This is a genomic window from Myxococcus sp. CA051A (assembly GCF_013336705.1).
GTDB lineage: Bacteria > Myxococcota > Myxococcia > Myxococcales > Myxococcaceae > Myxococcus > Myxococcus llanfairpwllgwyngyllgogerychwyrndrobwllllantysiliogogogochensis.
This window is the reverse complement of sequence record NZ_JABUMS010000001.1, coordinates 240,535-264,780: the sequence shown is the minus strand read 5'-3', so window position 1 is coordinate 264,780 and position 24,246 is coordinate 240,535. Positions and strand designations below refer to the sequence as shown.

The 24,246-nt window shown below is 69.0% G+C and carries 21 protein-coding genes and 1 other RNA gene; 11 read left to right on the top strand and 11 right to left on the bottom strand.

Annotated elements, in window-relative coordinates; genetic code table 11:
- Positions 1 to 64: 64 nt before the first annotated feature.
- A complete protein-coding gene (locus tag HUA74_RS00995; protein ID WP_174453058.1) occupies positions 65 to 1,747 on the bottom strand; it encodes an AgmX/PglI C-terminal domain-containing protein in 1,683 nt (560 codons plus the stop codon).
- Positions 1,748 to 1,893: 146 nt separating this feature from the next.
- On the opposite strand from HUA74_RS00995, the gene HUA74_RS00990 reads away from it, so the two are divergent.
- Positions 1,894 to 2,187 (top strand): FYDLN acid domain-containing protein, encoded by a 294-nt coding sequence (locus tag HUA74_RS00990; RefSeq protein WP_141649469.1) that lies wholly within the window; start codon positions 1,894 to 1,896, stop codon positions 2,185 to 2,187.
- 136 nt (positions 2,188 to 2,323) lie between these two features.
- Here the strand turns inward: HUA74_RS00990 and HUA74_RS00985 are convergent, their stop codons facing one another.
- A complete protein-coding gene (locus HUA74_RS00985; RefSeq protein ID WP_174453057.1) occupies positions 2,324 to 2,488 on the bottom strand; it encodes a hypothetical protein in 165 nt (54 codons plus the stop codon).
- A 154-nt stretch (positions 2,489 to 2,642) separates the two neighbouring features.
- Positions 2,643 to 3,422, bottom strand: coding sequence for a hypothetical protein (locus tag HUA74_RS00980; RefSeq protein ID WP_174453056.1), 780 nt, complete (start codon positions 3,420 to 3,422; stop codon positions 2,643 to 2,645).
- 162 nt (positions 3,423 to 3,584) lie between these two features.
- Here HUA74_RS00980 and HUA74_RS00975 point away from each other — a divergent pair, with 162 nt between their 5' ends.
- The 7 genes from HUA74_RS00975 to glsA all read left to right on the top strand — a co-directional run bounded on the left by HUA74_RS00975 (position 3,585) and on the right by glsA (position 11,035).
- Positions 3,585 to 4,316, top strand: coding sequence for a zinc ribbon domain-containing protein (locus tag HUA74_RS00975; RefSeq protein ID WP_174453055.1), 732 nt, complete (start codon positions 3,585 to 3,587; stop codon positions 4,314 to 4,316).
- A gap of 6 nt (positions 4,317 to 4,322) precedes the next feature.
- Positions 4,323 to 4,949: a ribonuclease HI family protein gene (locus HUA74_RS00970; protein WP_174453054.1), complete on the top strand. Its 627-nt coding sequence runs from the start codon at positions 4,323 to 4,325 to the stop codon at positions 4,947 to 4,949.
- Between the two features lie 67 nt (positions 4,950 to 5,016).
- Positions 5,017 to 5,414, top strand: an RNA gene (rnpB, locus tag HUA74_RS00965) — RNase P RNA component class A.
- A gap of 222 nt (positions 5,415 to 5,636) precedes the next feature.
- Entirely contained in the window at positions 5,637 to 6,965 is a 1,329-nt protein-coding gene (locus tag HUA74_RS00960) for an APC family permease (protein ID WP_174453053.1), read from the top strand.
- A 138-nt stretch (positions 6,966 to 7,103) separates the two neighbouring features.
- Complete coding sequence (locus HUA74_RS00955) at positions 7,104 to 8,465, top strand: DcaP family trimeric outer membrane transporter (RefSeq protein WP_174453052.1); 1,362 nt, start codon at positions 7,104 to 7,106, stop codon at positions 8,463 to 8,465.
- Between the two features lie 34 nt (positions 8,466 to 8,499).
- Positions 8,500 to 10,113: a putative glutamine/gamma-aminobutyrate antiporter GadC gene (gene gadC / locus HUA74_RS00950; protein WP_174453051.1), complete on the top strand. Its 1,614-nt coding sequence runs from the start codon at positions 8,500 to 8,502 to the stop codon at positions 10,111 to 10,113.
- Positions 10,067 to 11,035, top strand: coding sequence for a glutaminase A (gene glsA / locus HUA74_RS00945; RefSeq protein WP_174453050.1), 969 nt, complete (start codon positions 10,067 to 10,069; stop codon positions 11,033 to 11,035). Before gadC ends, glsA begins: the two co-directional genes overlap by 47 nt.
- A 20-nt stretch (positions 11,036 to 11,055) precedes the next feature.
- Here glsA and HUA74_RS00940 read toward each other — a convergent pair whose 3' ends face one another.
- Positions 11,056 to 11,613 carry a hypothetical protein gene (locus HUA74_RS00940; protein ID WP_141649162.1) on the bottom strand — a complete coding sequence of 186 codons (558 nt, stop codon included), beginning with the start codon at positions 11,611 to 11,613 and terminating at the stop codon, positions 11,056 to 11,058.
- A gap of 69 nt (positions 11,614 to 11,682) precedes the next feature.
- Here HUA74_RS00940 and ftsY point away from each other — a divergent pair, with 69 nt between their 5' ends.
- Positions 11,683 to 13,251, top strand: coding sequence for a signal recognition particle-docking protein FtsY (gene ftsY, locus HUA74_RS00935; RefSeq protein WP_174453049.1), 1,569 nt, complete (start codon positions 11,683 to 11,685; stop codon positions 13,249 to 13,251).
- 10 nt (positions 13,252 to 13,261) lie between these two features.
- Here ftsY and HUA74_RS00930 read toward each other — a convergent pair whose 3' ends face one another.
- Complete coding sequence (locus HUA74_RS00930) at positions 13,262 to 15,037, bottom strand: M1 family aminopeptidase (RefSeq protein WP_174453048.1); 1,776 nt, start codon at positions 15,035 to 15,037, stop codon at positions 13,262 to 13,264.
- A gap of 52 nt (positions 15,038 to 15,089) precedes the next feature.
- Between HUA74_RS00930 and HUA74_RS00925 the strand changes: the two genes are divergently transcribed.
- The gene (locus tag HUA74_RS00925) at positions 15,090 to 15,692 is read left to right on the top strand and encodes a hypothetical protein (protein WP_174453047.1); all 603 of its coding nucleotides are present in this window, start codon (positions 15,090 to 15,092) and stop codon (positions 15,690 to 15,692) included.
- Positions 15,693 to 15,750: 58 nt separating this feature from the next.
- On the opposite strand, the gene HUA74_RS00920 is transcribed toward HUA74_RS00925, so the two are convergent.
- A complete protein-coding gene (locus tag HUA74_RS00920; RefSeq protein ID WP_174453046.1) occupies positions 15,751 to 16,833 on the bottom strand; it encodes a PEGA domain-containing protein in 1,083 nt (360 codons plus the stop codon).
- Positions 16,834 to 16,916: 83 nt separating this feature from the next.
- Between HUA74_RS00920 and HUA74_RS00915 the strand changes: the two genes are divergently transcribed.
- The gene (locus HUA74_RS00915; RefSeq protein ID WP_174453045.1) at positions 16,917 to 17,447 is read left to right on the top strand and encodes a hypothetical protein; all 531 of its coding nucleotides are present in this window, start codon (positions 16,917 to 16,919) and stop codon (positions 17,445 to 17,447) included.
- A gap of 50 nt (positions 17,448 to 17,497) precedes the next feature.
- On the opposite strand, the gene HUA74_RS00910 is transcribed toward HUA74_RS00915, so the two are convergent.
- The 5 genes from HUA74_RS00910 to HUA74_RS00890 form a co-directional block, all read right to left on the bottom strand.
- The gene (locus HUA74_RS00910) at positions 17,498 to 19,021 is read right to left on the bottom strand and encodes a cellulose synthase family protein (RefSeq protein WP_141649246.1); all 1,524 of its coding nucleotides are present in this window, start codon (positions 19,019 to 19,021) and stop codon (positions 17,498 to 17,500) included.
- A 326-nt stretch (positions 19,022 to 19,347) separates the two neighbouring features.
- Complete coding sequence (locus HUA74_RS00905) at positions 19,348 to 20,328, bottom strand: D-alanine--D-alanine ligase (protein ID WP_174453044.1); 981 nt, start codon at positions 20,326 to 20,328, stop codon at positions 19,348 to 19,350.
- A gap of 215 nt (positions 20,329 to 20,543) precedes the next feature.
- Positions 20,544 to 20,837, bottom strand: coding sequence for a hypothetical protein (locus HUA74_RS00900; protein ID WP_141649248.1), 294 nt, complete (start codon positions 20,835 to 20,837; stop codon positions 20,544 to 20,546).
- Positions 20,838 to 20,839: 2 nt separating this feature from the next.
- Complete coding sequence (locus HUA74_RS00895) at positions 20,840 to 22,783, bottom strand: PEGA domain-containing protein (protein ID WP_174453043.1); 1,944 nt, start codon at positions 22,781 to 22,783, stop codon at positions 20,840 to 20,842.
- Positions 22,784 to 22,851: 68 nt separating this feature from the next.
- Positions 22,852 to 24,228 carry a S41 family peptidase gene (locus tag HUA74_RS00890; protein ID WP_174453042.1) on the bottom strand — a complete coding sequence of 459 codons (1,377 nt, stop codon included), beginning with the start codon at positions 24,226 to 24,228 and terminating at the stop codon, positions 22,852 to 22,854.
- Positions 24,229 to 24,246: the final 18 nt, after the last annotated feature.

The following is a 24,246-nucleotide window of genomic DNA, read 5'->3' as shown; positions in this document are numbered from 1 at the left end:
GGCCGCGCCAGGTCCCGAGGCCTCCCCTCGACGAGAGGGAGAGGCCCGGCGCCCTGGCTTGGGACTACCGCCCGGAGAGGACGAGCGGAATCTCCAGGTCGACGTCCTCACCCGAGAAGCTGGAGAAGACCATGCGCTTGGCACGGTCCCGGATGCAGGTGCCCACCGTGTTCGAGGAGCCGTTCAGGTCCTTGCGGCTGAACGTGGCGGCCTTCACCGCGCCCGACGTGCCCACGGTGGCGGTGAGCGTCACCTTCCCGCCCTTGAAGGACGGATTGCGGCGCAGCTCCTGGTCCACGCAGTCGCGGAACGCGACCTGGGTCTGCTCCACGATGCGCTCCACTTCCTCGTCCGACGGACCGCCCACCTCCTCGGTGTCCGCCGCGGCCACGTCCGCATCCTCGCGGACCTCCGGAGCGACGTCCTTCTTCTCCGTGTCGTTGTAGACCGCCGCGACCTGCTCCTTGGAGGGAGCCGCCACGGCGGCGCCCTCGGTGCCGGCCGTCGGCTCGGCGGCCTTGGGCTCGGTGGGCTGCACCGCGGCGGGCGCGGCCGGGGGCGACTCGGGCGTCACCTTCGTCGCAGGCGGCGGAGCTGGCGGGGGCGTCTTGCCCAGCAGCTTGTCGCGCAGCGCGCCCATGCCAGCACCGGTGAAGACGGACTGCTCCACCCGGTTGCCCTCGGCGTCCACCGTCGTCACCCGCAGCGGCATGACGCCCAGCGACTCCGACAACACGTAGGCGGCTCCCACCGGCACGATGATGAGCAGCAGCGCGAAGACGGCGTACTTCCAGCCGGAGTTGCGTCGCGTGACACCCGCCTTCTTGGCGAAGTGACGCGTGTCCTCCCGAGGCCTGCGCTCCTCTTCGTCACCGCCGCCCAGCGAGGCCAGCGGGTCCTCCTGGGGAACGTCGTCCTGGTCCCCCCGCTCTGGAAGGTCCAGGTCGGAGAACAGCTCGTTCAGCGGCGCCGCGCTGGCGGCCGGTGCCGCCCCTCGCCGCGCCGAAGCCTGGGACTGGCCCCGAGGATCAGGCTCGCCGAAGTACGTCGTGTCCGGGTCCTCCTCGGGCACCCACGCTCGCTGGGGCTCGGGCTGCTGCTCGGGCTCCGGCTCCTGGGGGTACTGCGGCTCCGGCTCGGGGAAGTAGGGCTGCTGCTCGGGCTCCGGCTCCCGGCGAGCAGGTGTGCTCTTCGAGGCTCGGGCGGGAGGCGGCTCCGCCACGGGCGGAGGGGGTGGAGGAAGGGGCTCCGGCTCGGGTGGCGGGGTGAACAGACCAGCGAGCTCCGGCACATCCGCGCCGCGCTTCCAGTCCGCCATGCCCTGCTGCCAGAAGAAGCTGCGGCCACTGATGGTGCCAGTGGCGACGAGCTCCCGGAGCGCCCCCTCGTCGAGGGGGCCTTCCTGCTTGTTGCGCACCATCACGAACCAGGGCGAACCGGTGGCCCGCAGGGGTGCGGCACGCGTGGGCTCATCGTCCCAGGGCGTTTGAAGCGCGGCGGGTGGCGCCTTGGCCAACGCGGGCGCGGCGGTGACGGGCGCGGCGGCGGGCTCGGCCAGGGAGCGCTCTTGCGCTCTCAGCCGCTCCACGTCCGCGAGCGACACCACGCGGGTGCTCTCCTCTTCGGCGGGTCCTTCGACGGTGATGACGTTCTGGCAGTTCTTGCAACGGACCTTGACCGTCTTGCCGCGGACTTTTTCGTCCGCAATGGAGTACCGCTTCTGGCAATTGTCGCAGGTGAAGTTCAAGGGGAGCGTCCGGCTCACTGAGGGGAGACTGGGTTCTGGATGCTACCGCTAGAAATCTCCCGCGCAAACCATCGGTTGACTCCGTCTTGCGCGCCAACTATGCAGCCGCCCTCTGTCTTCTCTCGGCCTTATTCAGAAGGTGGCGAATGCCGGCGAAGGACCTCGGATCGAAGTTCGTCTGCTACAAGTGCCAGACGAAGTTCTACGACATGAAGAAGCCTGACCCGCTGTGCCCCAAGTGCGGCGCGGACCAGCGGGAAAGCCCTGCTCTCAAGCCCCAGCCCGAGGGACGACGCGGACGCTTGGCCGCCGCCCCGAAGGTCATCGAACCGATTGAACCCGAAGAGCCCGCCGCCGCGAGCGAGGAAGAGGAAGAAGACCTCGACTCGTTCGATGACGACGAGACCGCGACCGCGGAAACCGAAGAAGAAGAAACCTGAGTCGTGGGGTTGTAGGGACTCCCTGGCATTCGCCGGGAGTCCCTGCGCCTCGGTGGTACCCACGAGGCCTTGAAGCGAGGCGCGCCCGTCCAGGGGCGCCGCCAGGGCTCCGTTCAGCGTGACGCTTCGGCTCCGCTCAAGTCCCTGACGCCAGCGACAACTCCATCAGCGCACGGCGGATCTGCTCGTAGAGGCCAGGCCCCATTTCCTGCATCCCCACCGGCCGGACTTCCTTGCGGGTCGGCTCCTGGTGGGTGTGTGCCTGGCTCGTCAGAGTCGTTCGCTTCTTGGCCTGCTGCATGACTCGGCCCCCCTCTCGTGGTGTTGCTCGCCAGTATTGTAGCAATTTTTCGGCCGCAGCGGAAATGAAATCCGGATCACCCACGCCTCGACATGTAGAACGCGCAGCGCCGAAAAACTTCCAGACTCTTTTGCTACAGGCCTGAGCGGGCCAGCTACTTCAGGTCTCCTACCGCCCAGGACTGCTCCACCTCGACGACCTCTCCGGCGCGGACATTCACGGTCTGCTCGGCCTGGGGCAGCCGCTCGTGCCAGAGGACGAGGGTGTGGGTGCCCTCGGGGACCTCCAGGCGGAAGCGCCCTTCCGGGCTGGTGGTGGCGAAGTACGAGTGGTCGAAGGTACGCACCACGGCGCGCATCCACGGGTGGATGTCACAGCGGATGGGCACCACGCCCGGCTCCGCGGGGAGCGGCTTGCGGGTCGTCATCCCCTCCAGCGGCATGGCCACGTTGAAGAAGGAGCGGTTGGAACCGGAGGCGGCGCGCACGTTGTGCACGAGTGGATCAGAGTTCCGCAGCGTCAGGGTGCCGCCTGCCCGGGCGGCCAGGACGGGCGGCTCGTAGACGCACTTCTTCTGGTCCAGCACGGGGTCGGCCGGGAGGCTCGCCGGTGCGGGGAGCCCGGCGCCGGACTTGAGGGAAACCACTGTGTGGGCGAGTGCCCCTTCGGCGCCGACGACGAGAGAGCGGTCCTCCGCCTGCTCGCCGCACACGGACACAACGGTGCCGGTGGTGGGAGACAAGGTGGGGGCCGGGGGCGTGCCCGTGAGGCGAACGCGACCCTCGATGACACCCCACTTCACGTCGGCGGCAGGGCGCGCGGGCGAGGGAGCCGTCGGCGCGGGAGCGACGGGGGCCGAGGGAGGGGGCGTCTCGCGGCAGGCGGAGACGAGCGCGAGGAGGAGCAACGGGCGATGAAAGGTGGCGCGGAGCACGTGCCCGGTCTAACGGGTGCGTGAAGCTCTTTCAAATGGCGAGGAGCAATCCAAGGGCCCAGGGGATGACTCATGGTCCATTTGGGCGTTGGACCCTTATCACCCTTGTTGGTAGAAGAGCGCGCGGCCGTACACGGTGCGGCTCTGTGGGAGGCAGCAACTTTGCGGGAGAAATTGAAGGCGCTGGCGGAGCTTCAGAATGTGGACCTGGAGGTCGCATCGCTCCGGAAGGCCGCGGACGTCCACCCCCGTCAGATTGCCGAGTTGGAGCGGGAGTTGGGTGTAGCTCGCAGCGCCATCGAGGCTGAGCGCGCGCGCGTCACTGACATGGAGCGGCAGAAGACGGAGCGCGAGCAGAACATCACGGACGAGAAGGACAAGGTGAAGAAGTGGGAGGCGCGGCTGAGCGAACAGCGCTCCACCCGCGAGTACTCCGCCCTCGCCCGTGAAATCGACATCGCCAAGAAGGCCAACCTGACGATGGCCGAGGAGCAGGTGGAGCTGATCAAGCAGCTCGGCCTGGCTCGCGAGGCCCTCAAGGGGAAGGAGGCCGACTTCGGAACGAAGCAGCAAGGCCTCACGGCGCGAATGGCGGAGCTGCGCGGCAAGCTGGGCGAGTCCGAGGCGCAGGTGAAGACGCTCGAGGGCCGTCGCTCTGGCGTCGCGAGCGCCGTCGATTCGAACCTGCTGCGGCGCTACGAGGTCATCCGCAAGAAGAAGCTGCCCGCGCTGGTCGGCGTGGTGGCGGGGACCTGCCAGGGCTGCAACATGAACGTGCCCCCGCAGCTCTACAACAACCTGCGCACCTCGCTGGGCACGGACGTCTGCCCGTCCTGCAACCGCATCATCTACGCGGTGGAAGCCCTCCAGGAAACACCCGCGGCGGCGAAGTAGGCCGCGATGCCCGCACCGTCCCTCGTCGACATCCTCCGCCACATCGCGCGTGAGGAGCCGCTCTCGTCGACGGTGCGCACCTTCCGCGGACTCACGCGGGAGCGACTGGGTCAGCTTCTCGACGAAGCCGCCACCCGTCTGGGCCCTCCCTCGAGGGCCGAGGACGGAGTGACGGCGACCTCGGCTCCCGCCTCGACAGCGGTGCAGCCGTCCCCTCCTTCCGAGCCCCTTCCTCGCGTGCGCGTCTATTCGGACGGCGCCGCGAGAGGAAACCCCGGGCCCGCGGGCGCGGGCGCGGTGGTGACGGACCCCGAAGGCCACGTGGTGGCGCGACTGGGCCGCTTCCTCGGGACGCAGACGAACAACTCCGCCGAGTATCAGGGGCTCCTGCTAGGCCTGAAGCACGCGAAGTCGATGGGCGCGCGCGAGGTGGACGTCTACGCCGACAGCGAGCTGCTCATCCGCCAGCTCGGTGGGCAGTACCAGGTGAAGAGCATGACGCTGAGGCCCCTCTTCGAGGAGGCGCGGCGGCTGCTGGGACTTTTCTCCAAGGTGAAGCTCCACCACATCCCCCGCGCGAAGAACGCCGAGGCGGATGAGATGAGCAACCGCGCCATCGACGAGCGGATGTAGTCCCCCAAGCCTCGCGAGCCCCCTGGAGTGGACCGCTGTCCCGAGCCTGTTGTAAGGGACAGGTGCCGGAGTGGTCCGGGTGAACGCCGGCCACCGCAGTCACGGGTGGCGGGAGGAAAGTCCGGGCTCCATAGGGCAGGGTGCTGGCTAACAGCCAGTCGAGGCGACTCGCAGGAAAGTGCCACAGAAAACAGACCGCCTGTTCCCGCAAGGGGGCGGGTAAGGGTGAAACGGTGCGGTAAGAGCGCACCGCGTCTGGGGTGACTCAGACGGCACGGTAAACCCCACCTGGAGCAAGAGCCAATAGGAGCGCGTCCCCGCTGTCCGGGGGACAGGGATTGCCCGTCCCATGCGTTCGGGTTGCTCGCTGATGAGGCCCCTGGGTAACCAGGGCCCTAGATGAATGTTCATCGCCCGTTCCGAAAGGGGCGGGGACAGAACTCGGCTTACAGGGCCACTCCGGCGCTTTTCCTGTTCGCACAATGCCCCGCTCGTCTCCCAGCCCCCTCCCCCGGGGGTGGTCAGGTGGGCGGGAGGTCCGCTGCGCTGCCCTGCCCGTCTTGTGGGCAGTGAACAGCGCGCCAACCTTCGTCATGACGTTCCCACGAGGCTCCACCTCGAGCTCTCCCCAGGCAGACCGCGGGGGCCCGAGCGGCGCCAGGTGGAACGCCTGCCTCGAGGGCCCCCATGGCGGAGCAACCAACGAAGGGCCCGCCCGCGCGGCGGGCGGCGATGAGCCTCTGGGCGGTCAGCGCGCTCGGAATCGGCTCCATGGTGGGAGCCGGCATCTTCGCGCTGCTGGGACAGGCCGCGCTGCTCGTCGGCCCGAAGACCTGGCTCGCGTTCGCGCTCGCGGGAGTCGTCACCCTCTTGTCCGGTTACTCCTACGCCAGGCTCAGCTCGCGCTACCCCAGCTCCGGCGGCATCACCCTCTTCTTCGAGGAAGGCTTCGGACGAGGGCTCGTCTCCGGGACGCTCTCGCTCATCTACCTCGTCACCCTGGCCATCAGCATCGCCATGGTGGCCAAGACGTTCGGAGCCTACGCCACCCGCCTCTTCCTCCCGAGCGGAGGACACCTCTGGTTCAGCATCTTCGGGTCGGCCATCGTCATCCTGCTGTCGGTCCTGAATGCCGTCGGCTCGGGCGCGGTGGGCAAGGCGGAGGTCGCCCTCGTGTCCATCAAGCTCGTCATCCTGGGCGGCCTGCTCGCCGTGGGCATCTACTCCATGACCCAGGGCGGAACGCAGCACCTGAACTCGCACCCCCACCTGGGGCTCACCGCCCTCGTCTCGAGCGTGGGGCTGTGCTTCTTCGCCTACTCGGGCTTCGGCATGATGGCCAACGCCGCGTCGGATGTGGCCAATCCCAAGAAGACCATTCCCCAGGCCATCTTCCTGGCCATCGGCGTGGTGACGGTGCTGTACGTGGGGCTCTCCGTGACAGTCCTCTCCCTGGTGCCCCCCGCGGAGCTCGCCCGTGACGCGGACACCGCCGTGGCCCAGGCGGCGCGGCCCGTGCTCGGCGCCGCGGGGTTCACCATCGTCGCGCTCGGGGCCTTGCTCGCCACCGCGTCGGCCATCAACGCCACGCTCTTCGCCGCCCTCAACGTGTCGTCCGCGCAGGCTCGCGCCGGCCAACTCCCCCAAGCCTTCAGCACACCCCTCAAGGGCAAGAGCACGAAGGGCTTCATGTGGGGCGTGGTCGCCATCCTGGTGATGGTCAACACCATGAGCCTGGGCGCCATCGCCAATGTCGCCAGCGCGACCTTCCTCATCTGTTACATGGCGGTCCACGTCGCGTGCTGGAAGCTCGCGCGCCAGACGGGAGCCTCGCGCGCCGTCATTGGCGTGGGCGCGACACTGATGGGAGTCGTCCTCATCACCTTCCTCGTCAGCTCCGCGAAGACCCAGCCGCTCTCGCTCGTCCTCACCGTCGTCGCCGTCGCGGGCAGCGCGCTCGTCCAGTGGCTCATCCAATCGCATCACCACGGCCTGCCGCACTCCCGCGCGCGCTGACAGGCCCGCACGCGCGACATCCGCGCGGGGAAGAGGGCGGCCCGCTTTCCAACATCGGGCAAGACTCGCTAGCTGGGATGACTGGCACCAGCGGGTCCCTACGTTTTCAGCCACTTCGCCGTGGCGGCAACGGACCCGATGACCTCTTCAGTCCCTTCACAGCAGTTCCCTGGTCGCGGCGTCGCCATCGCGCTGATGGCGTCACTGAGCACCCTCGCCTGGGACGCCCAGGCCCAGGAGTCCTCCTCCACGAGCCAGGACGCGAAGACAGACACGTCCTCCGCTGCCCTGTCGCCTAGTGAGGAACTGGCGCTCCCGGAGCTGCCCTTCCTCGACCTGAAGCTCCCCTCCAACACCCAGGCCTTCGCTCCACGGCCCGACCACGCGGTCTTCGACACGACGCTGCCCGGTTACTTCCGGATTCCGAGCACGAAGGTCTTCCTGAAGCTCGGCATCGGCGCCACCACCGCGTTCACCGTCAGCTCCAAGCTCCTGGGCACGCCCACCTGGTTCACCACGTCCGCCATCCCCGTGCGCGGACAACCCTTCTTCCACTCTCCGGGCACCCACACGACAGCCACCGCCAACCCGTCCGACATCTCGCTGGAGATGCGCGGCAGGACGGAGCTGGGGCCGATGCGGCTGCTCTTCACCACGAGCTTCGCCCAAGCTCAGCCCACCTTCGGCTTCCACCCGAACTACGTCTACGCGCAACTGGGCGGCGTGCTGGCGGGCTTCACCGATTCGACCTTCGCGGACGTCGATGCCTATCCGAGCACCCTCGATTTCGAGGGCCCCAACGCGCTCGTCTTCTCCAAGCATGCCGTGGCCCGCTACAGCCACACCCTGTCCCACGACAAGCAGCGGCGGATGTTCCTCCACGTCGCCCTGGAGCAGCCCGGCTCCAACGTGCCCACGTCCGCGGGAGATGCGCGCGACATGCTCCCCGACGGAGTCCTCGCCTGGCGCACCGAGGGAGCCTGGGGCCACCTGCAGCTCGCCGGTCTGGTGCGAGCGGTGGGCATCCAGTCCAAGGACAGCAAGGACAGCAAGACGGTGCTGGGCATCGGCGGCAATCTCACCGGCGCCCACCACTTCTCCCACAAGCACACGCTGCTCATCGGCGTCGCGGGGGGACAAGGCATTGGCGCGTACCTCAACGACACGGGCGGCGCGCAGTACGACGCCGCGCTGAACACGCGCGGCGCACTCAAGGCCGTGCCCCTGCTCGGGGCCTACGCGGGCTTCGCCTACGCATGGACACCCAAGCTCAGCTCCACCGCGACCTATGGGTGGCTCAAGCTCTGGGACCGCGACTTCGAGGCCTCGCTCGACGCGAAGAGCTTCCGCCGCTCGCAATACGCGTCCCTGAACCTGGTGGCCAAACCCATGAAGGGCGTCCTCGTCGGCGTCGAGGGGCTGTGGGGCTACAACCGCGCCATCGACAGCCAGTCCGGACAGGCCGTCCGCGGACAGCTCACCCTCCAGTACCGCTACTGAAACACCACACGAACCAGGACCGAGGGAAGACTCCATGGAGTCGGGGACGACCAGAAAACCCATTGCCGCCAGTGCGGCGCCCAAGCTGGGCGTGCTCACGCTGGCCATCATGAACGTCACGGCCGTCGTCAGCCTGCGAGGCCTGCCCGCGGAAGCCGAATACGGGCTGACGTCCCTCTTCTATTACACCTTCGCCGCGGTGTTCTTCCTCATCCCGGTGTCGCTGGTGGCGGCGGAGCTGGCCACGGGCTGGCCCGAGAAGGGCGGTGTGTTTCGCTGGGTCGGCGAGGCCTTTGGTCCCCGGTGGGGCTTCCTCGCCATCTTCCTGGTCTGGATGGAGTCCACCATCTGGTTCCCGACGGTGCTCACCTACGGCGCGGTGGCGCTGGCGTTCGTCGGCCCCAACCAGACGTGGGACAAGTCGCTCTCCAGCAACAAGTTCTACACGATTCTCATCGTGCTGGGCCTGTACTGGGCGGCGACCTTCGTCTCGCTGCGCGGGCTCAAGACGTCCTCGAAAATCTCCAAGTGGGCGGGCCTCATCGGCACCATCATCCCCGCCTTGCTGCTCATCGCGTTTGGCCTCGTGTACATGGCCTCGGGACGACCGCTCCAGATTCAACTCGGCTGGGACAAGGTGATTCCCGACTTCAGCCAGTTCGGAAACCTGGTGCTCGCCGCGTCCATCTTCTTGTTCTACGCAGGCATGGAGATGAACGCCATCCACGTCGTGGATGCCAAGAACCCCTCGCGCACCTATCCGCTCGCCATCCTCATCGCGTCAGTGACGACGGTGGTGCTCTTCGTGCTCGGCACGCTGGCCATCAGCTTCATCATCCCCAAGACGCAGATCAATCTGACCCAGAGCCTGCTCGTCTCGTACCGCGACTTCTTCAAGGCGTTTGGAATGGCCTGGCTGTCACCGGTGATAGCAGCGGCCCTCTTCCTGGGCGTGCTGGGCAGTGTCACGGTGTGGGTCTCCGGCCCCTCGGCGGCGCTGGGAGTCGTGGGCCGAGCGGGCTATCTGCCGCCGTTCTTCCAACGAATGAACAGACACGGCGCGCCCAGCCACATCCTCATCGTCCAGGGGCTGGTGGTCACCTTCCTGTCGTTGATGTTCGTCATCCTTCCGTCGGTGCAGGCGGCGTATCAAATCCTCAGCCAGCTCACGTCGACGCTCTACCTCATCATGTACATGCTGATGTTCTCGGCCGCCATCTACCTGCGCTACAGCGAGCCGCACACGAAGCGCGCGTACCGCGTCCCAGGTGGAGAAGTGGGCATGTGGGTTATCGGCGGAGCGGGCCTCATCGGAGCGCTCGTCGCGTTCGTGCTCAGCTTCATCCCGCCGTCGCAAATCAAGGTCGGCAGCCCGATGACGTACGTGCTCATCCTCATCGGCGGCAACGTCCTCTTCGTGGCCATCCCCCTCATCCTCTATGCGCGGCGCAAGGCCAGCTGGCGCTCGGCGGCGGGGGCGCGCGACCTGGCCCCCTTCAACTGGGAGAAGCCCGGCGCCTCGGGCCACCCCGGCGCGGCTCCGACGCAAGACGAAGAGGAGGCCTGGCCTCCCACGACTCCCCACGACAGGAGGCAACCCGATGGGCGCACCGACGACACCCGCCACCATCCGCGCGGCGACCACTGAAGCGCACCAGCGATACCTGGACCTGAAGGAAGGACAGAACGCCAGCTACATCCCGGTGCTCGCGCGCGTCCAACCCGAGCGTTTCGGGCTGGTCGTCATCACCGCGGACGGACAGGCGACTGAGGCCGGGGACACCCGCTCCGAGTTCGCCATCGAGTCCATCTCCAAGGTCTTCACCCTCGCGCGGGTGCTCGACGAGGTGGGCGCGGAAGTCCTCCGGAAGAAGGTGGGCGACAACCCCACCGGCGAGTCCTTCGCCTCCGTCCACGCGCTCGTGGTGCATGACGGCAAGCCGCTCAACCCCTTCGTCAACGCGGGGGCCATCGCCACCGTCAGCCTGATTCCCGCGGACTCGGCGGCGCACCGCTGGGAGAAGATTCACGAGACCCTGTGCGCCTTCGCGGGCCGCAAGCTCGAGGTCATGGACGAGGTCTACCGCTCGGAGAGCGCGACCAATCAGCACAACCGCGCCCTCGCGTGGCTGCTCGACAGCAGCCACACCCTCTACAGCGACCCCATGGAGGCGACGGACGTCTACACGCGCCAGTGCTCGGTCGGACTGACCACCCATGACCTGGCGGTGATGGGGGCCACCCTCGCCGCGGGGGGCATCAACCCCCTCACCCGGCAACGCGCCGTCAAGGCGGAGCACGTGCCCCGGATTCTCGCCGAGATGACCATGAGCGGCCTCTACGACAACACGGGCACGTGGCAATACGAGGTCGGGTTGCCCGCCAAGAGCGGCGTGGGCGGCGGAATCCTCGCCGTCGTTCCAGGCAGGCTCGCCATCGCCGCGTTCAGCCCTCCGCTGGACCGTTTCGGCAACAGCGTGAGGGGCCAGCGGGCCATCCGGCACCTCTCGGAGGTGCTCGACCTCAACCTCTTCGCGACCACCACCGGGTCCTCACCACCCGCGAGGTGAAGCACGACGCGACGCGTCTTTCAGTGGGCCACGGGGACCTGGGCGATGAGGATGCGGTCCCTTCCGTCGTTTCGCACCGCGTCCCGGTTCGTCAGCGGCAGGCGGGCATCCGTCTTCGGGTCCCACAGGCCCAGCCAGATGTTGAGGGCCTTCGGGTTGGCGTCGGCGGGGAGGTAGATGGAGAACTCGTCCTTCACCGTCTCGCCCGGCTTCCACTGTGACGTGGGCAACATGCCGTTGGCCGGCATGTGGTCCAGGTTCATCCGCTCCATGCGCCCGCCGGCGTCCTCGACGTGGACGAAGATGAGGTAGTCGGCGTCCAGGGCCTCGAGCACCTTGAAGTAGACGGTGACCTGGGCCCGCTCCCCGGGCGTCAGCCGCCCGGGTTGCACGGTGGCGGCGACCAGCTCCACCTTGCCGCCCAGGTTTGCGCCATTGCGCACGGACAGGGCTGGTACCTGGGTGACGGTGGCGGCTCGCCGCTGCTCGGGACTCGCACCACCCGGGGCCTCGACGATGCAGGCACTTCCCAGCAGGAGGACCGACGAAAGCATGACGGTGGGGAGCTTGAGGCGCATGGCACGTCGGTTCTACTCGGCCACGGGCGCTGCATCCACCGGCGTGTTGGTGTATGCGGAGCGGCGCACATGAAGACCCCCAATGCCCTCGACGCCCTGACCGCTCAGGTGCCGCCCTCCCCCTCCCCCGCCCCCACTCCGGGCGGGGAGACGACCCAACCGGGGACGGGAACCCCTCCGTCGGATGGCCTCACCGCGGGCGACGCGGTGGGCATTGGCGGAGCCGCCCTCTTCGCCCTGCTGATGATTCTGGCGGCCAAGAAGCTCTTCTTCCGCAAGCGCGCCCCCGAGCCCGGCAGGAAGCCCGGCGTCCCCGTCCCGGAGCAGAGGCCCGCGCTGCCCGCGGAGCGGCCCGAGCTGCGCGTGGAGCTGCCGCCCTCCGAGAAGGAGGCCGCCCGGCTTCGCGAGGTGGACGAGGCCCACGCCCGCGCCCAGGAGCTGGCCCGTCAGCGAGAGGAGGCCGCCCTCGCCGCCAGGACCACCACCGACTCGGGCGAGCGCGCCCGGCTGGAGGAACAGGCCCGGGTCCTCAAGGAGCGTGAGGAGGAGGAGAAGCGCGCCGAGTACCGCGCGAAGAAGGCCGCCGATGAAGAGGCCCGGGAGCGGCGCAAGCGCGAGCAGGCCGAGGCCCAGCGGCTCGTGGAGGACGAGCGCGCCCGGGAGGCCGCCGTCGTCGAGGAGGCCCGTCGCGCCGAGGAGGCCGCCGCCCGCGCCAAGGTAGATGCCGAGGCCGGCCGTACGCTGGCCCAGGGCCTGGACAAGACGCGGAGCCAGGGCTTCATGGCCCGCCTCAACGGCCTGTTCGGCCAGCAGCGGCAGGTGGACGAGTCCGTGCTGGTGGAGCTGGAGGAGATTCTCTTCACGGCGGACATCGGCGTGCGCACGGCCAGCGAGTTGGTGGAGGTGGCACGCGAGAAGCTCAAGCGCAGCGAGCTGAGTGACTCCCATCGCATCAAGGACCTCATCCGCACGGAGGTCGCCCGCATCGTCGACCTGCCCGTGCCGCGCTCGCTGGAAGGCGGCGGACCGCCGCACGTCGTCATGGTGGTGGGCGTCAACGGCGCGGGGAAGACGACGACCATTGGCAAGCTCGCCGCGAAGCTCACGGGCGAGGGCAAGAAGGTCATCCTGGCCGCGGGCGACACGTTCCGCGCCGCCGCCACCGAGCAGCTCGACGTGTGGGCCGAGCGCGCGAAGGCGCAGTTGGTGAAGGGCACCGAGGGTGGTGACCCGGGCTCCGTCATCTTCGACGCCATCAAGAAGGCCCAGGCCGAGGGCGCCGACGTCGTCATCGCCGACACGGCGGGCCGGCTGCACACCAAGGCGCCGCTGATGGAGGAGCTGAAGAAGGTCAAGCGCGTCATGGACAAGGCCATGCCCGGCACGCCGCACGAGGTGCTGCTCGTGCTGGACTCCACCAACGGGCAGAACGCCATTCAGCAGGCCAAGCAGTTCCACGAGGCCGTGGGCATCACCGCCATCGCCCTGACGAAGCTGGACGGCACCGCCAAGGGCGGCGTCATCATCGGCATCTGCGACGAGCTGAAGCTGCCCGTCGTATGGGTCGGCGTGGGCGAGAAAATCGCGGACCTGCGCCGTTTCGAGCCGCACGAGTTCGTCCAGGCGCTCTTCGACTGACGCCCTGCCCTCACTGCCCCAGCAGCGAGGGTAGAATCGACTCGAGCAACTCCTTCGTCTGCGGGTCCAGGTTGTCCACGTCCAACCCGCTTCCGGCGCCCAGCGTGCCCATCACCGCGTCCAGGTTGGGCAGGCCCAGGTCATCATCGCCACGGGCCTCGTTCCACCAGCGCACGCGCAGCCGCTCCAGGGCCTTCGCGTTCCCAGGGCTCGCCTTGGCCAGCTCCTTGGTGAAGCACTCCTTGCACGTCCACTTGAAGCGGTACGCGTCCACGTAGGAACGCAGGCCCTGGAAGAACGCGGTGTCGCCCACCAGCTTGCGTGACGCGTGGTGCAGCAGCGGCGCCTTGCCGTACACCAGCGCCCCGTACTCCGTCTCGTTGTCGAACGCGCTCGTGGGCCGGTCCGCTCGCGCGTCCTCGCCGCCCGCCAGCCGATACATGTGGTACGGCGACACCAGCAGCTCGCGCCGGAGCGCCTCCGCCGCCGCCTTGCCGTGCTTCCACTCGATGTAGAGGAGCGCGGCGTACTGGGCCAGCGACTCGTCCACCACGGGGGCGTGGATGGGGTCCGAACCCACGAGGCCCGCGAAGTACTGGTGCGCCACCTCGTGCGCGACGGTGAACTCCAGCGTGCGCTCCAGCGAGCCACTCAGTTGTGTCAGGGGCGCGGAACCCGCGGGGCCCAGCATCGCCAGCACTTCCTTCAACTGCTCCACGTCCACCTGGCCGGCCACCAGCTCGAACGGGTCCACCACGCCGCGATACAGCATGCTCGACACGGTGATGAGGCCGGGGAACTCCATGCCTCCCGCCCCACCGGACAGCGGCGCCTCCACCACCCGGAAGTGCGTGTACGGCAGCGGCCCCAGGCGCTTCTCGAACTCCGCCAGCGCCGACGAGGCGTACTTCAGCACGCGCTCGCCCACGTCCTTGTCCTTCACCGCGTAGTGGCTCTCCACCGTGACGCCGTTCACCGTGGCCGTGGACACCTCGTAGCCCTTGGACACGAGGATGGGGAAGTCGCGCACCGCGCCCGCGGCGAAGGCGAAACGCACGCGGCCGTCGCGCTCGGGCACCTCACCCATCGCCACGCCCGTGGCATGCACGGACCAGCCCGACGGCACGGTGATGGAGGCCAGCACATGCGCCGGCGCATACAACGCCAGGTCTCCGATGCCCTGCGGCCCCGCCCAGGGCTGGCCCTTGTCGTCCAGCGGCGGAACCTGGGGCACGACGCCGACCAGGCTCATGAAGTCCGCCGTGACAGAAAAGGCCCCGTGGTCGCCCTTCGGCCCCTGCCCTCCACCCCCGAGGAGCGTCGCCGCGGGCTTCTCCCCCTTCGGGGCGACGGCCCGGACGGCCACGTCCAGCACCGCCGCCGCGCCCGGAGGCACCGGGTCCACCAGTCGATAGCGGTACAACGTGGGCTCCGGCTGCTCCAGGACGATGGGCTGGCGCCCCAGCCGCGCATCGGACAGCACCACGCGCTTGCCCCCCTGCGCGTTGGGCGTCACCCGCAGGTACAGCTCCGTCAGCGGCTTGTCGCGGGCCATCACCTCCACCTGCACCCGCCCCTTCGCCTCGCGGGAGACAGGGTCCACCTCCAACTGCACCCGGTAGCGCGGCAGTTCATCCAGCGGCCCCAGCGCCTTCGCCGCGCGCTCCCGCTCGGCGGGCTTGAGGTGCTGGAGGCTCAGCTGCACCTCCGGGGAGACCTCTTCTCCTCGAGCGGGCTGCCCGAGGAGCATGCACCACGACAGCAGGCCAGGCAGGAGCGTCCGCATGCGCGCATGCTAATTGACCCGGGGCACCACGGCTCGTCTAGCCTTCGTGGGCATGCACTCTCGAACGCTTCTCCTGGCCGCTGCCCTCGGGTGGATGGCGTGTGCGCGGAACGTCCCCGCGGCCGCCCCCACCCCCTCTGTTTCCCTGGCCCCCCGCGCCGTCCGCCTCGTGGCCGACACGCCGCCCCAGGAGACGGAGTCCTTCGACAAGGTGCGCGATGACGTGGAGGTCGACACGGACGAAGGCGAGCGCACGCCTCGCGTCGTCACCTTCGGAGAGAGCGCGGTGCTGCGCCGGGATGGCCAGCGGGCCCGGCTTTACGGCGACGCCAAGGGCACGCTCGGCTTCAGCGTGGACAACTTCCTGCTGCTGGAAGTGCTCGACGGCCAGGGCAAGAAGGTGGTGCGGCGCGCCGTCGTGGGCTTCACCGAGAGCGTCCACATGGGCAACGAGCAGGTCGACAACGTGGGCCGCCGCGCCTTCAGCTTCGAGCCCGGCGAGATTGACGTCACCGAGCTGCTGCCGGAGTCCTCGCCCTTCAAGGTCCGCGTCACCGTCCTGGACTCCTGGGGCGTGGGCCGCGTGTCGGACGTCTACCTGGTGCTCACCGCCCCGGAGCAGCGCGCCGTCGAGGATGACTTGCGCGGCGAATGAGGCCCGACAGGCCGCGCTCCCGCCGAAGCAGCGCGGGCGCGGCCTGGAGCACCCAAGCCTAGAAGCGCAGCCCGCCGACCGCGGGCGTCTTGAAGGGACCCGCACCGGCGCCACCAGAGCGTGGGGCTCCGCCCTTCAAGAAGACGCAGTCCTCGGGGCACAGCGTGTTCTTGTCCTGCAGCTTGAGGGTGGGGTCCCGCGTGGCCATCACCGCGCCCACGGTACCGGCGGCGACCACCGCGCCCACTCCCGCCCAGACGTACCAACGCCCGTACCAGGGCTTGCTGGAGCTCTCCACCTCCACGTCCGGCGAGTCGTTGTCGAACGACAGGGCCGGGTTCGGCTCGTCAGGCATCGACGTCGAGGGGTCCAGCACCGGCGGGGTGCGCGGAGAGTCCCCGGCACGCGCCGTGTTGCTCGCCAGACCCGTGTCCACCGCCGGGCGCATCCGCCCGGTCAGCTCGTAGTTCGTCCCGGCCAGCACGTTGATGTTGTGGACGTGGGACTTGTAGCCCTCGGCGCGGAACTCGATTTCGCGCGAGCCGGGCTTGAGGAGGATGTCGCTCAGCGGCACCGTGCCCACCTCGACGTCGTCCACCAGCACCACGGTGCCGGCCACATCCGCGAGCGCTCGCGCGAAGCCCATGGTGGCCTCCAGCGCCACCTTGACCTCAGTCTGCGTGCCCTCCTTCACGTCCAGCCGCCGCGTGTATTCCGCGTAGCCCGGCTTGCGGACCACCAGCGTGTGCTCGCCCGGCGTCACCGTCAGTTGCGTGGGAGCCGGCGTGAGCACCCCCACGTCGCGACCATCCAGCGTCAGCCGCGCACCCCGGACGGGGCCGCCGATGAACACCGCCAGCTCCGTCTTCACCGGGGCCAGCGGCGCCAGCAGGCCTTCGTCGGGAGGCGGCAGGTTCTTCTTCTTGCTGCCCCTCGCGGTGGCCGGAGCCTTGGTGCGCGCGGGCTTCTTCGTCACCTTCTCCGCCTTCTTCTTCTTCACCACCTTCGTCTTGCCCGCCTTCGCCTTCGACGACTTCGACGGCGTGAGGGGGGCCAGGAGGTCATCGGCCTGCGCGAGCGCGGAAGACGGGGCCACCAGGGCGGCCACCAGCGAAAAGAGGACGAGGCGTCGAATGCTCATGACGGACCGAAGGTTAGAGAGTCGTCCAAGGGGAATCAAACGAAGTCCCTCCCAACCGTCCATTCAGCCAATATCCGCGCCCCATGCACCGCGCCCTGCCCTCATTGGCCCTCGGCTTCAGTGTTCTCTGTCTCACGGCGTGTCCCGCCAAGGCTCCTCCCACCGTGGAGACGCGGCCCCCACCTCCGCCCCCTGTGCGCGTCCCCGCGGGGTGCGAGAGCAGCCAGGCAGGCGAGTACCGCCACGCCGAGAATCCGGCCTTCCGCTACCACGGCGAAGATGATGGCGGGACGCTGTCACTGGCCGTGGTGCGAGCCCGCGCGGACGGCGACGCGGGCACGGAGTCACCCGACTCGAGCACCGCGTCCATCATCCTCGAGCGCACACCCGGAGGTTTCGTGGGCGAGACGCGCGCCACGGGCTTCACCGGCTCGGGAGCACCCTGCCCCGTCGCGTTCCCCACGGAGCTGGTGGCGTGTGACGACGCGGGCCTCACGCTGCGCGCGGTGGCCAGCACGTCCATCGACGAAGGGTGCCGGCCTTCCCGCTCCGGTCCGCCTCCAGTGAGGCTGCGGCAGATACTGCTTCGAGACCCGCCGGACGCGGGCCTCTAGGGACACAAGCCACCGCGCCCCGATGCAAAGGGGCGCGGCGCGAGTCACCTTCAGGCGGCGCGGCGGGCCTGCTCCTCGGCGGGATTCACCGCGGGGCTGGCGTCGCTGAGCTTCACGCGGCCGGCGAGCCCCTGCAGCAGGCTGGAGATGCCCACGTAGAGGAAGCCCGCCTGGAACAGGATGATGAAGGGCAGCGACGTGTAGATGCGCGCGTCGATGGCGAACCACAGCGCCCCGGTGAAGTACGCCGCGAACAGCAGCTCCACCACCGGCATCAGCGTCTTGCTGCCGCGGTACGCCTTCTTCACCGCGATGACCTTCTTGCCCTCGGCGCCCGTCTTCGGCGTGCGGGCGAAGCCCGACTGCTGGTTGAGCAGCGCCTCCGCCACGGCCTTGGCGTTGTTGATGGCCAGGCCGATGCCCAGGCTCATCAGGAACGGCAGGTACTTCACCCGCTCCCAGCCCGTCACGCCCCGCTCCCGCTGCGCGGCGACGTAGAAGAAGCACACGCTCGCCGTCGCGGAGATGAAGAAGGGCAGGTCCAGGAACAGCGTGCCGTAGAGGCCGTGCTGGAAGCGCACCACCATGCTGATGGGCATCAGCACCGACAGCAGCACCATCAACAGATAAGCCATGTTGTTGGTGAGGTGGAAGAACGCCTCGCGCTTCACCGCCAGCGGCAGGTCGCTCTTGAGGATGGTGGGGAGCAGCTTCTTCGCCGTCTGGATGGAGCCCTTGGCCCAGCGGTGCTGCTGGCTCTTGAAGGCGTTCATGTCCACCGGGACTTCGGCCGGGGAGATGACCTCCGGGAGGAACACGAACTGCCAGCCCTTGAGCTGAGCGCGGTAGCTCAAGTCCAGGTCCTCGGTCAGCGTGTCGTGCTGCCAGCCACCCGCGTCCGCGATGGTGCCGCGACGCCAGATGCCGGCGGTGCCGTTGAAGTTGAAGAAGCAGCCGGAGCGGTTGCGCGCCGTGTGCTCGATGATGAAGTGGCCGTCCAGGAAGATGCTCTGGGCCTGCGTGAGGATGGAGAACTCACGGTTGAGGTGCCCCCAGCGCACCTGCACCATGCCCACCTTCGCGTCGGAGAAGAACGGCACCGTGCGCAACAGGAAGTCAGGGCTCGGCACGAAGTCCGCGTCGAACACGGCGACGAACTCGCCCCGCGCCGACTTCAGCCCGTGCTCCAGCGCGCCCGCCTTGAATCCCTCGCGGTTGACGCGGTGGATGTAGACGATGTCGTGGCCCTTCTGCCGGTGCCGCTCCACGCACGCCCGGGCGATGCCACACGTCTCATCCGTTGAGTCGTCGAGAACCTGGATTTCCAGGAGCTCGCGGGGGTAGTCGATGCGGCACACCGACTCCACCAGACGCTCCACCACATACATCTCGTTGAAGATGGGGAGTTGGATGGTGACGCGTGGAAGCTCCTTCAAAGGGCTCTTGGGCGTCGGCAGCTTGAACTTGTGCCGGTAATACAGGAACGCCATTCGGTACCGGTGCGAGCCGTAAACCGCCAGCACGCACAGGACGCTGAAATAGACGCCCAGGAAGATGATCTCGACGGTGGTCATCAGTGACGCTCAGCCCCTCCCGCGCAGCCCCCGTGGCCCGCGGTCCTTCCTTGCGTGGCGGCATCGGAATCCCGTCTCACGCCGACCGCCGCCTCCTGGGTCCGCTGAGCCCCCGTCCCGTATGTGCCCGAAAAGACAAGGCTTTAACCATCCAGGACTGATCGCGCCGGACAATAGGGAGGCGTCAAGGACGTGTCAAATTATTCCCAGAGTTTGAACGTTCCGTTCAGGTCCGGGGTGACACCTCGCGTTACCGGGGCTTCGAGGAGATCCAAGGGGTTGGCGCCGGGGCTGAGGCGGCGCCAGGACTCGGACTACCCGGAAGGTCAGCTCACCGCGCGGCGAGGCTCGGAGATGGTGGGAGCGGGGGCGACCACGGGCGCGTCCCTGACACCCGCCTCGTCCCGCGTCGCCAGCGCGAGGATGCGCTCGACGAGCTCCGGGAACTCCACGCCCGCATGGGAGGCAATCTTGGACAGCAGGCTGGTGGGGGTGAAGCCGGGCAGCGTGTTGACCTCCAGCACCACGTCGTTGTCGGTGTCGGAGCACAAGAGGTCCACTCGGGCGTACCCCCGGCAGCCCAGGGCGCGGTACGCGGAGAGCGCCAGGGCCTCCACATTGGCCACGCGCGTGGCGGACAGGCGGGGCGGCAGGAAGTAGCGCGCGCCGCCCTTGTACTTGGCCTCGAAGTCGAAGCCCTCGCGAGGAGTGCCTACCTCGCAGCTGCCCAGCACCTTGTCGCCGAGGATGCCCACCGTCACCTCGCGGCCCGGAATGAAGCGCTCCACCAGCGCCTCGCCGCCGAAGCGGCACGCCTGGGCCACCGCCGTGACGAGCGACTCCGGCTCGCGGACGATGGACAGGCCCACCGACGAGCCGCCGCATGCGGGCTTCACGACGCAGGGGAAGCCCAGGTCACCTTGCAGCTCCAGGGCGCGCGCGGCGTCGTCGCGACCCACGCGATACCCCTGGGGCGTGGGCAGGTTGTGCAGGCGGAAGAGCTTCTTGGCCATGGGCTTGTTCATCGCCAGCGCCGAGGCCAGCACGCCCGAGCCCGTGTACGGCAGCTCCAGCAACTCCAGGAGGCCCTGCACCCGGCCGTCCTCGCCCATGCGCCCGTGCAGCGCGATGAAGGCCACGTCCAGCTCCGCGGCGCGCAGCGCCCTGTCCAGACCCGGCCCCGCGAACACCCGGGTGACCTGATGGCCGCGGGATTCCAGCGCCGCGACCACGGCCTCTCCCGTCTTGAGCGAAATCTCCCGCTCCTCGCCCCACCCGCCCATCAGCACTCCGACGCGCTTGCCCATGTCGATGAAACCTCCTGGGCACACGACAGAGCACGGCGGATGCCAACCCCTCCCGGGAGGGTGGCCCCCCCGGCTTCGCCCCGACAGTCCCCGTGGAGACGGGGGTTTGCGTCGGCAGGGGGGCCGCCAGGCGGGCGTGTCCCCGAGGACACGGCGCGGCAACCGGACCACGCGAAGCGAGGGGCTGTAGGAACTACCGCCCCTCGCGGCGGCGACTACGGCCCGGCGTCCACCGGGCCCGCGTCAACCGGACCCGCGTCCGTCTGCCCTGGCGAGCCCGCATCCGAACCGGAGTCCGTCTGCCCTGGCGAGCCCGCATCCGAGCCGGAGTCCGGAACGGCGCTGCTGTCCCGGACACAGCTGTCGTCCTTGCAGATGAAGCCCTCCAGGCATTGGTTGCGGTCGTCACACGGCTGCCCCTCCTCGTCGAAGTCGACCAGGAGGCTGCACGCGGACAGGCCCAGGGACAGGGCCGCGAAGGGAATGAGGAAACGAAGGGGACGGCGCATGGCTAGTAATTCCGGAGATCGTCTTCGTCGATGGACGGCCGCTTCTTCTTCTCGTCTTCCTCGCGCTTGCGCTTCTCCTCTTCCTCGCGCTTGCGCTTGGCCTCCGACTCCTCCTCCTGCTTGCGGCGGTCCTCCAGTTCGCGGCGCTGGCGCTCCACCTCTTCACGCCGCTTGCGCAGCTCTTCTTCGCGCTGGGCGGCCTCGTCGTCCTTGGAGCGGCGCGTGTCCTGCGAGCGCGTCGTGGGCGGCGGCGGCGGCTCGCTCACCGGGGGCGGCGGGGTCGTCTTCGCGGCGGGAGCCACGGGCGTCGTCTTCGCGGCGGGAGCCACGGGCGTCGTCTTCGCGGGAGGGGCCGCGGGCGTCGTCTTCGCCGGGGGCGGCGGAGGCGGCATGGGCAGCGACTCGCCCACGGGCCTGGTGCCCTTGGGGGGCGGAGGCATGCTCAACGAGTCGCTCTTGGAGTCGGACTTGGGGGGCGGCGTGGCACGCGAACGCTTGGGTGCGGGCGCCGGCGCGGGGGTGGGCTTGGAGTCACCGCCACCGCTGCCGCCACCGGAGAAGGCGAAGTAGCCACCGAGTCCCGCGGCGACCGCGCCCGTGAGCAGCCCGATGTCCGCGACCAGCGCGTACGTCTTGCCCGTGTCCTTGAAGTCCTGAGCCCGGGGGCTCGTCTGCGGCGCGCGTCGGAAGTCATCCTCCTTCGAGGACGCCTCCATGCCGAAGTAGATGCCGCCCGCCAAGAGCGCCACGCCGGTGGCCATCAGCACATAGCCCAGCGTCTTGCGGTTGGAGCCACCGCCGCTCGCGAAGTGGGTCACCGGCTTGTTGCCAGCGAGCCGGGCCGTGTCGGCGCCCACCAGTGAGGACAAGAGCGCGTCGGAGCCCGTCGCCATGGTCTCGCCCGCGGGAACCGGTCCCAGCGCGTAGGCCAGGTTGTGTCCGTCCGCGACGTCGAGCCGCAGGCCCGTCACCTGGAGCGGAGCGGTGCCCGTGCCACCGCGAACCAGCAGGGCCAGCACCTGGGACACGCCCGCGAGCGTGCCCAGCTCGCGCAGGGCCAGGTCACGCTCCGGCCCCTCCGGCTTGCGCACAATGCGCTCGGTCAGCGTCTGGAGCGCGCGCATGGAAGCGGCGGGAGCCAGCGTGAGCGTCGTCTCGCCCTCGCGTGCCCGGCGCTGCTCCACCTCGAAGCCCGGCGCCATCACCGTCACGTAGTGGTCCGCGGGCGTCAGCCCCTTGAGGTCCACCGGCGACACGCCACGGAACTGGCCGTCCACGTACACCTGCGCGGGCACGGGCTCGGTGCGCACCGAGAGCGTCGCGGTGGAGCCGGCCAGCGCCGCCTTGCGCTCCTTGTCCACGAAGGCCATGTCGTCCGGCGGGAAGAAGTTGGGCGAGAACTGGGCGCGGGGGTCCACCGCCAGCACCGCGCGAATCTCCAACTGCGCCGCCGTGCCCTCGCCGTTGGCCACCTGCGAGGCCGCCTTCATCACCCGGGCGCGGCTCAGGTCGCCGAAGTTGCGCGACAAGTCACTCGCCTCGAACGCGCGCGCGGCCGCCTCGAACTGCTGGAGCGCCTTCTGCGTGTCCAATTCGTCATACGCCGTCTGGCCGTCCTTCATGGCCGACGCGCCCTCGGCGGCCTTCGCCTCGCGCGCCGCCTTGCCCTGCGCGTCCAGCGCGTCCGACAACCGCACCAGGTCCAGCCGTCCGGAGCGCGCCACCGACTGCTCCGCCCAGTACGCCAGCCGCGCCGCCTCCGTTCGTGATGTCGCATCCAGCGAGATGGCCACCACCGTCACGGAGGACGGTGAGGCGGTGGGTACTGCTCGGGGAGTCAGTCGGAGGGGGAGGCTCGACTGCGCGGCGGCGGGGCCGACGGCCAGCATGCCCACCAACCACCCGCTGAGGGCCGCGTGCATCGCGCGATTGCTCGAAGGTCGCATCACTCGTTCACCTTTGTCCGCCCGCCATCAAATGGAGGTCTCGCCGAAATGCAAGGGGGAAGGTGTCTTCAACGACCCTCGGCGTGAGCCGGAGGGCGCCCCGAAGCGGTGCTGAGGCCGTTGAGATACTCGAGGGCGACCTTGAGCGGATAGTCCTTGAGGGCCGCGGTGGCGTCCCACGGCGCGAGGTTCTCGGGCAGGCCGCGAGGCGCGGAAGAGGACGACTCGGAGGTAGAGGTGGACTCGGCGCGGAAGTGACGCTGGAGGTCCTTCTCGCGTGGCGTCTCACGGCCCGGCTTGCCACCCGGCTCGTCCGGCACGACGTAGTCGGGGGTGATGCCCCGCTCCTGGATGCTGCGGCCCTTGGGCGTGTAGTAGCGGGCGATGGTCAGCTTCAAACCGGAGCCGTCCTCCAGCTCGATGACCGTCTGGACGCTGCCCTTGCCGAACGTCTGCGTGCCCAGGACGGTGGCGCGGCCGTGGTCCTGGAGCGCGCCGGCCACGATTTCGGACGCGGACGCGCTGCCCGCGTTGACCAGCACGACGAGGGGGTAGTTCTTCTCCGTGTCGCGGTCCTTGCTGCGCTCCTCGGTGGAGTTGCGACCGTCACGTCCCCGGGTGGAGACGATGGGCAGGTTGCCCGGCAGGAAGCGGTCACTCACCGCCACCGCCTGGTCCAGCAGGCCGCCCGGGTTGTTGCGCAGGTCCAGCACCACGCCGCGCAGCTCCTTGCCACCGTTGAGGCCGCGCAGCCTGTCGAGTTCCTTGCGCAGGTACAGGTCCGTGCGCTCCTGGAAGTTCTTCACCTTGACGTGGCCGAAGCCGCCGTAGAGCTCGCTCTCCACGGAGACGATGCGGATGTGGTCCCGGATGATGGCGATTTCGCGAGGCGCGCTGAAGCCGTGCCGCAGGATGCTCAAGAGCACACGTCCCCCCGCGGGCCCTCGCATCTTCTGCATGGCCCGCCCCACGTCCATGCCCCGCGTGCTCTCGCCGTCGATGCCCACCAGCTCGTCGCCCGCCTTGATTCCCGCGCGCGCCGCCGGCGTGTCGTCGATGGGAGCCACGACGACGATGCGGTCGTTCTTGCGCGCGATTTCGATGCCCAGCCCACCCCACTCGCCCGAGGTGTCGATCTTCATCTCGCGGAAGACCTCCGGAGGCATGAAGACGGTGTGCGGATCCAACGTGTCGAGCATGCCCTGGATGGCGCCGTAGATGAGCCGCTCCTGGTCCGGCCCCTCCACGTAGTTGTTCTCCACGTACGACAGCACGCGAGCGAAGGTCTCCAGCTGTCGGTAGGTGACGTCGTCCTTCTCCGCCCGTACCGCGCTGGAAGCGGAGGACCGCGCGGCCGCGTCCTTCTTCTCTTCCGCGGCCGAGGGCCCTGACAGGAGGAGGAGCGCGGCCAGCGCCGCGCGCCATGGCTGGTGGAGACCCGTCACGTCGGTACGTCCTTTCGC

Coding starts and splice junctions, on each gene's coding strand:
- HUA74_RS00930 (WP_174453048.1), bottom strand. CDS start 15,037: ATGCGGACGCTCCTGCCTGGCCTGCTGTCGTGGTGCATGCTCCTCGGG.
- HUA74_RS00940 (WP_141649162.1), bottom strand. CDS start 11,613: ATGCGCCTCAAGCTCCCCACCGTCATGCTTTCGTCGGTCCTCCTGCTG.
- HUA74_RS00900 (WP_141649248.1), bottom strand. CDS start 20,837: ATGCGCCGTCCCCTTCGTTTCCTCATTCCCTTCGCGGCCCTGTCCCTG.
- HUA74_RS00925 (WP_174453047.1), top strand. CDS start 15,090: ATGCACTCTCGAACGCTTCTCCTGGCCGCTGCCCTCGGGTGGATGGCG.
- HUA74_RS00895 (WP_174453043.1), bottom strand. CDS start 22,783: ATGCGACCTTCGAGCAATCGCGCGATGCACGCGGCCCTCAGCGGGTGG.
- HUA74_RS00970 (WP_174453054.1), top strand. CDS start 4,323: ATGCCCGCACCGTCCCTCGTCGACATCCTCCGCCACATCGCGCGTGAG.
- HUA74_RS00905 (WP_174453044.1), bottom strand. CDS start 20,328: ATGGGCAAGCGCGTCGGAGTGCTGATGGGCGGGTGGGGCGAGGAGCGG.
- HUA74_RS00910 (WP_141649246.1), bottom strand. CDS start 19,021: ATGACCACCGTCGAGATCATCTTCCTGGGCGTCTATTTCAGCGTCCTG.
- HUA74_RS00990 (WP_141649469.1), top strand. CDS start 1,894: ATGCCGGCGAAGGACCTCGGATCGAAGTTCGTCTGCTACAAGTGCCAG.
- gadC (WP_174453051.1), top strand. CDS start 8,500: ATGGAGTCGGGGACGACCAGAAAACCCATTGCCGCCAGTGCGGCGCCC.
- ftsY (WP_174453049.1), top strand. CDS start 11,683: ATGAAGACCCCCAATGCCCTCGACGCCCTGACCGCTCAGGTGCCGCCC.
- HUA74_RS00920 (WP_174453046.1), bottom strand. CDS start 16,833: ATGAGCATTCGACGCCTCGTCCTCTTTTCGCTGGTGGCCGCCCTGGTG.
- HUA74_RS00960 (WP_174453053.1), top strand. CDS start 5,637: ATGGCGGAGCAACCAACGAAGGGCCCGCCCGCGCGGCGGGCGGCGATG.
- HUA74_RS00985 (WP_174453057.1), bottom strand. CDS start 2,488: ATGCAGCAGGCCAAGAAGCGAACGACTCTGACGAGCCAGGCACACACC.
- HUA74_RS00915 (WP_174453045.1), top strand. CDS start 16,917: ATGCACCGCGCCCTGCCCTCATTGGCCCTCGGCTTCAGTGTTCTCTGT.
- HUA74_RS00955 (WP_174453052.1), top strand. CDS start 7,104: ATGACCTCTTCAGTCCCTTCACAGCAGTTCCCTGGTCGCGGCGTCGCC.
- glsA (WP_174453050.1), top strand. CDS start 10,067: ATGGGCGCACCGACGACACCCGCCACCATCCGCGCGGCGACCACTGAA.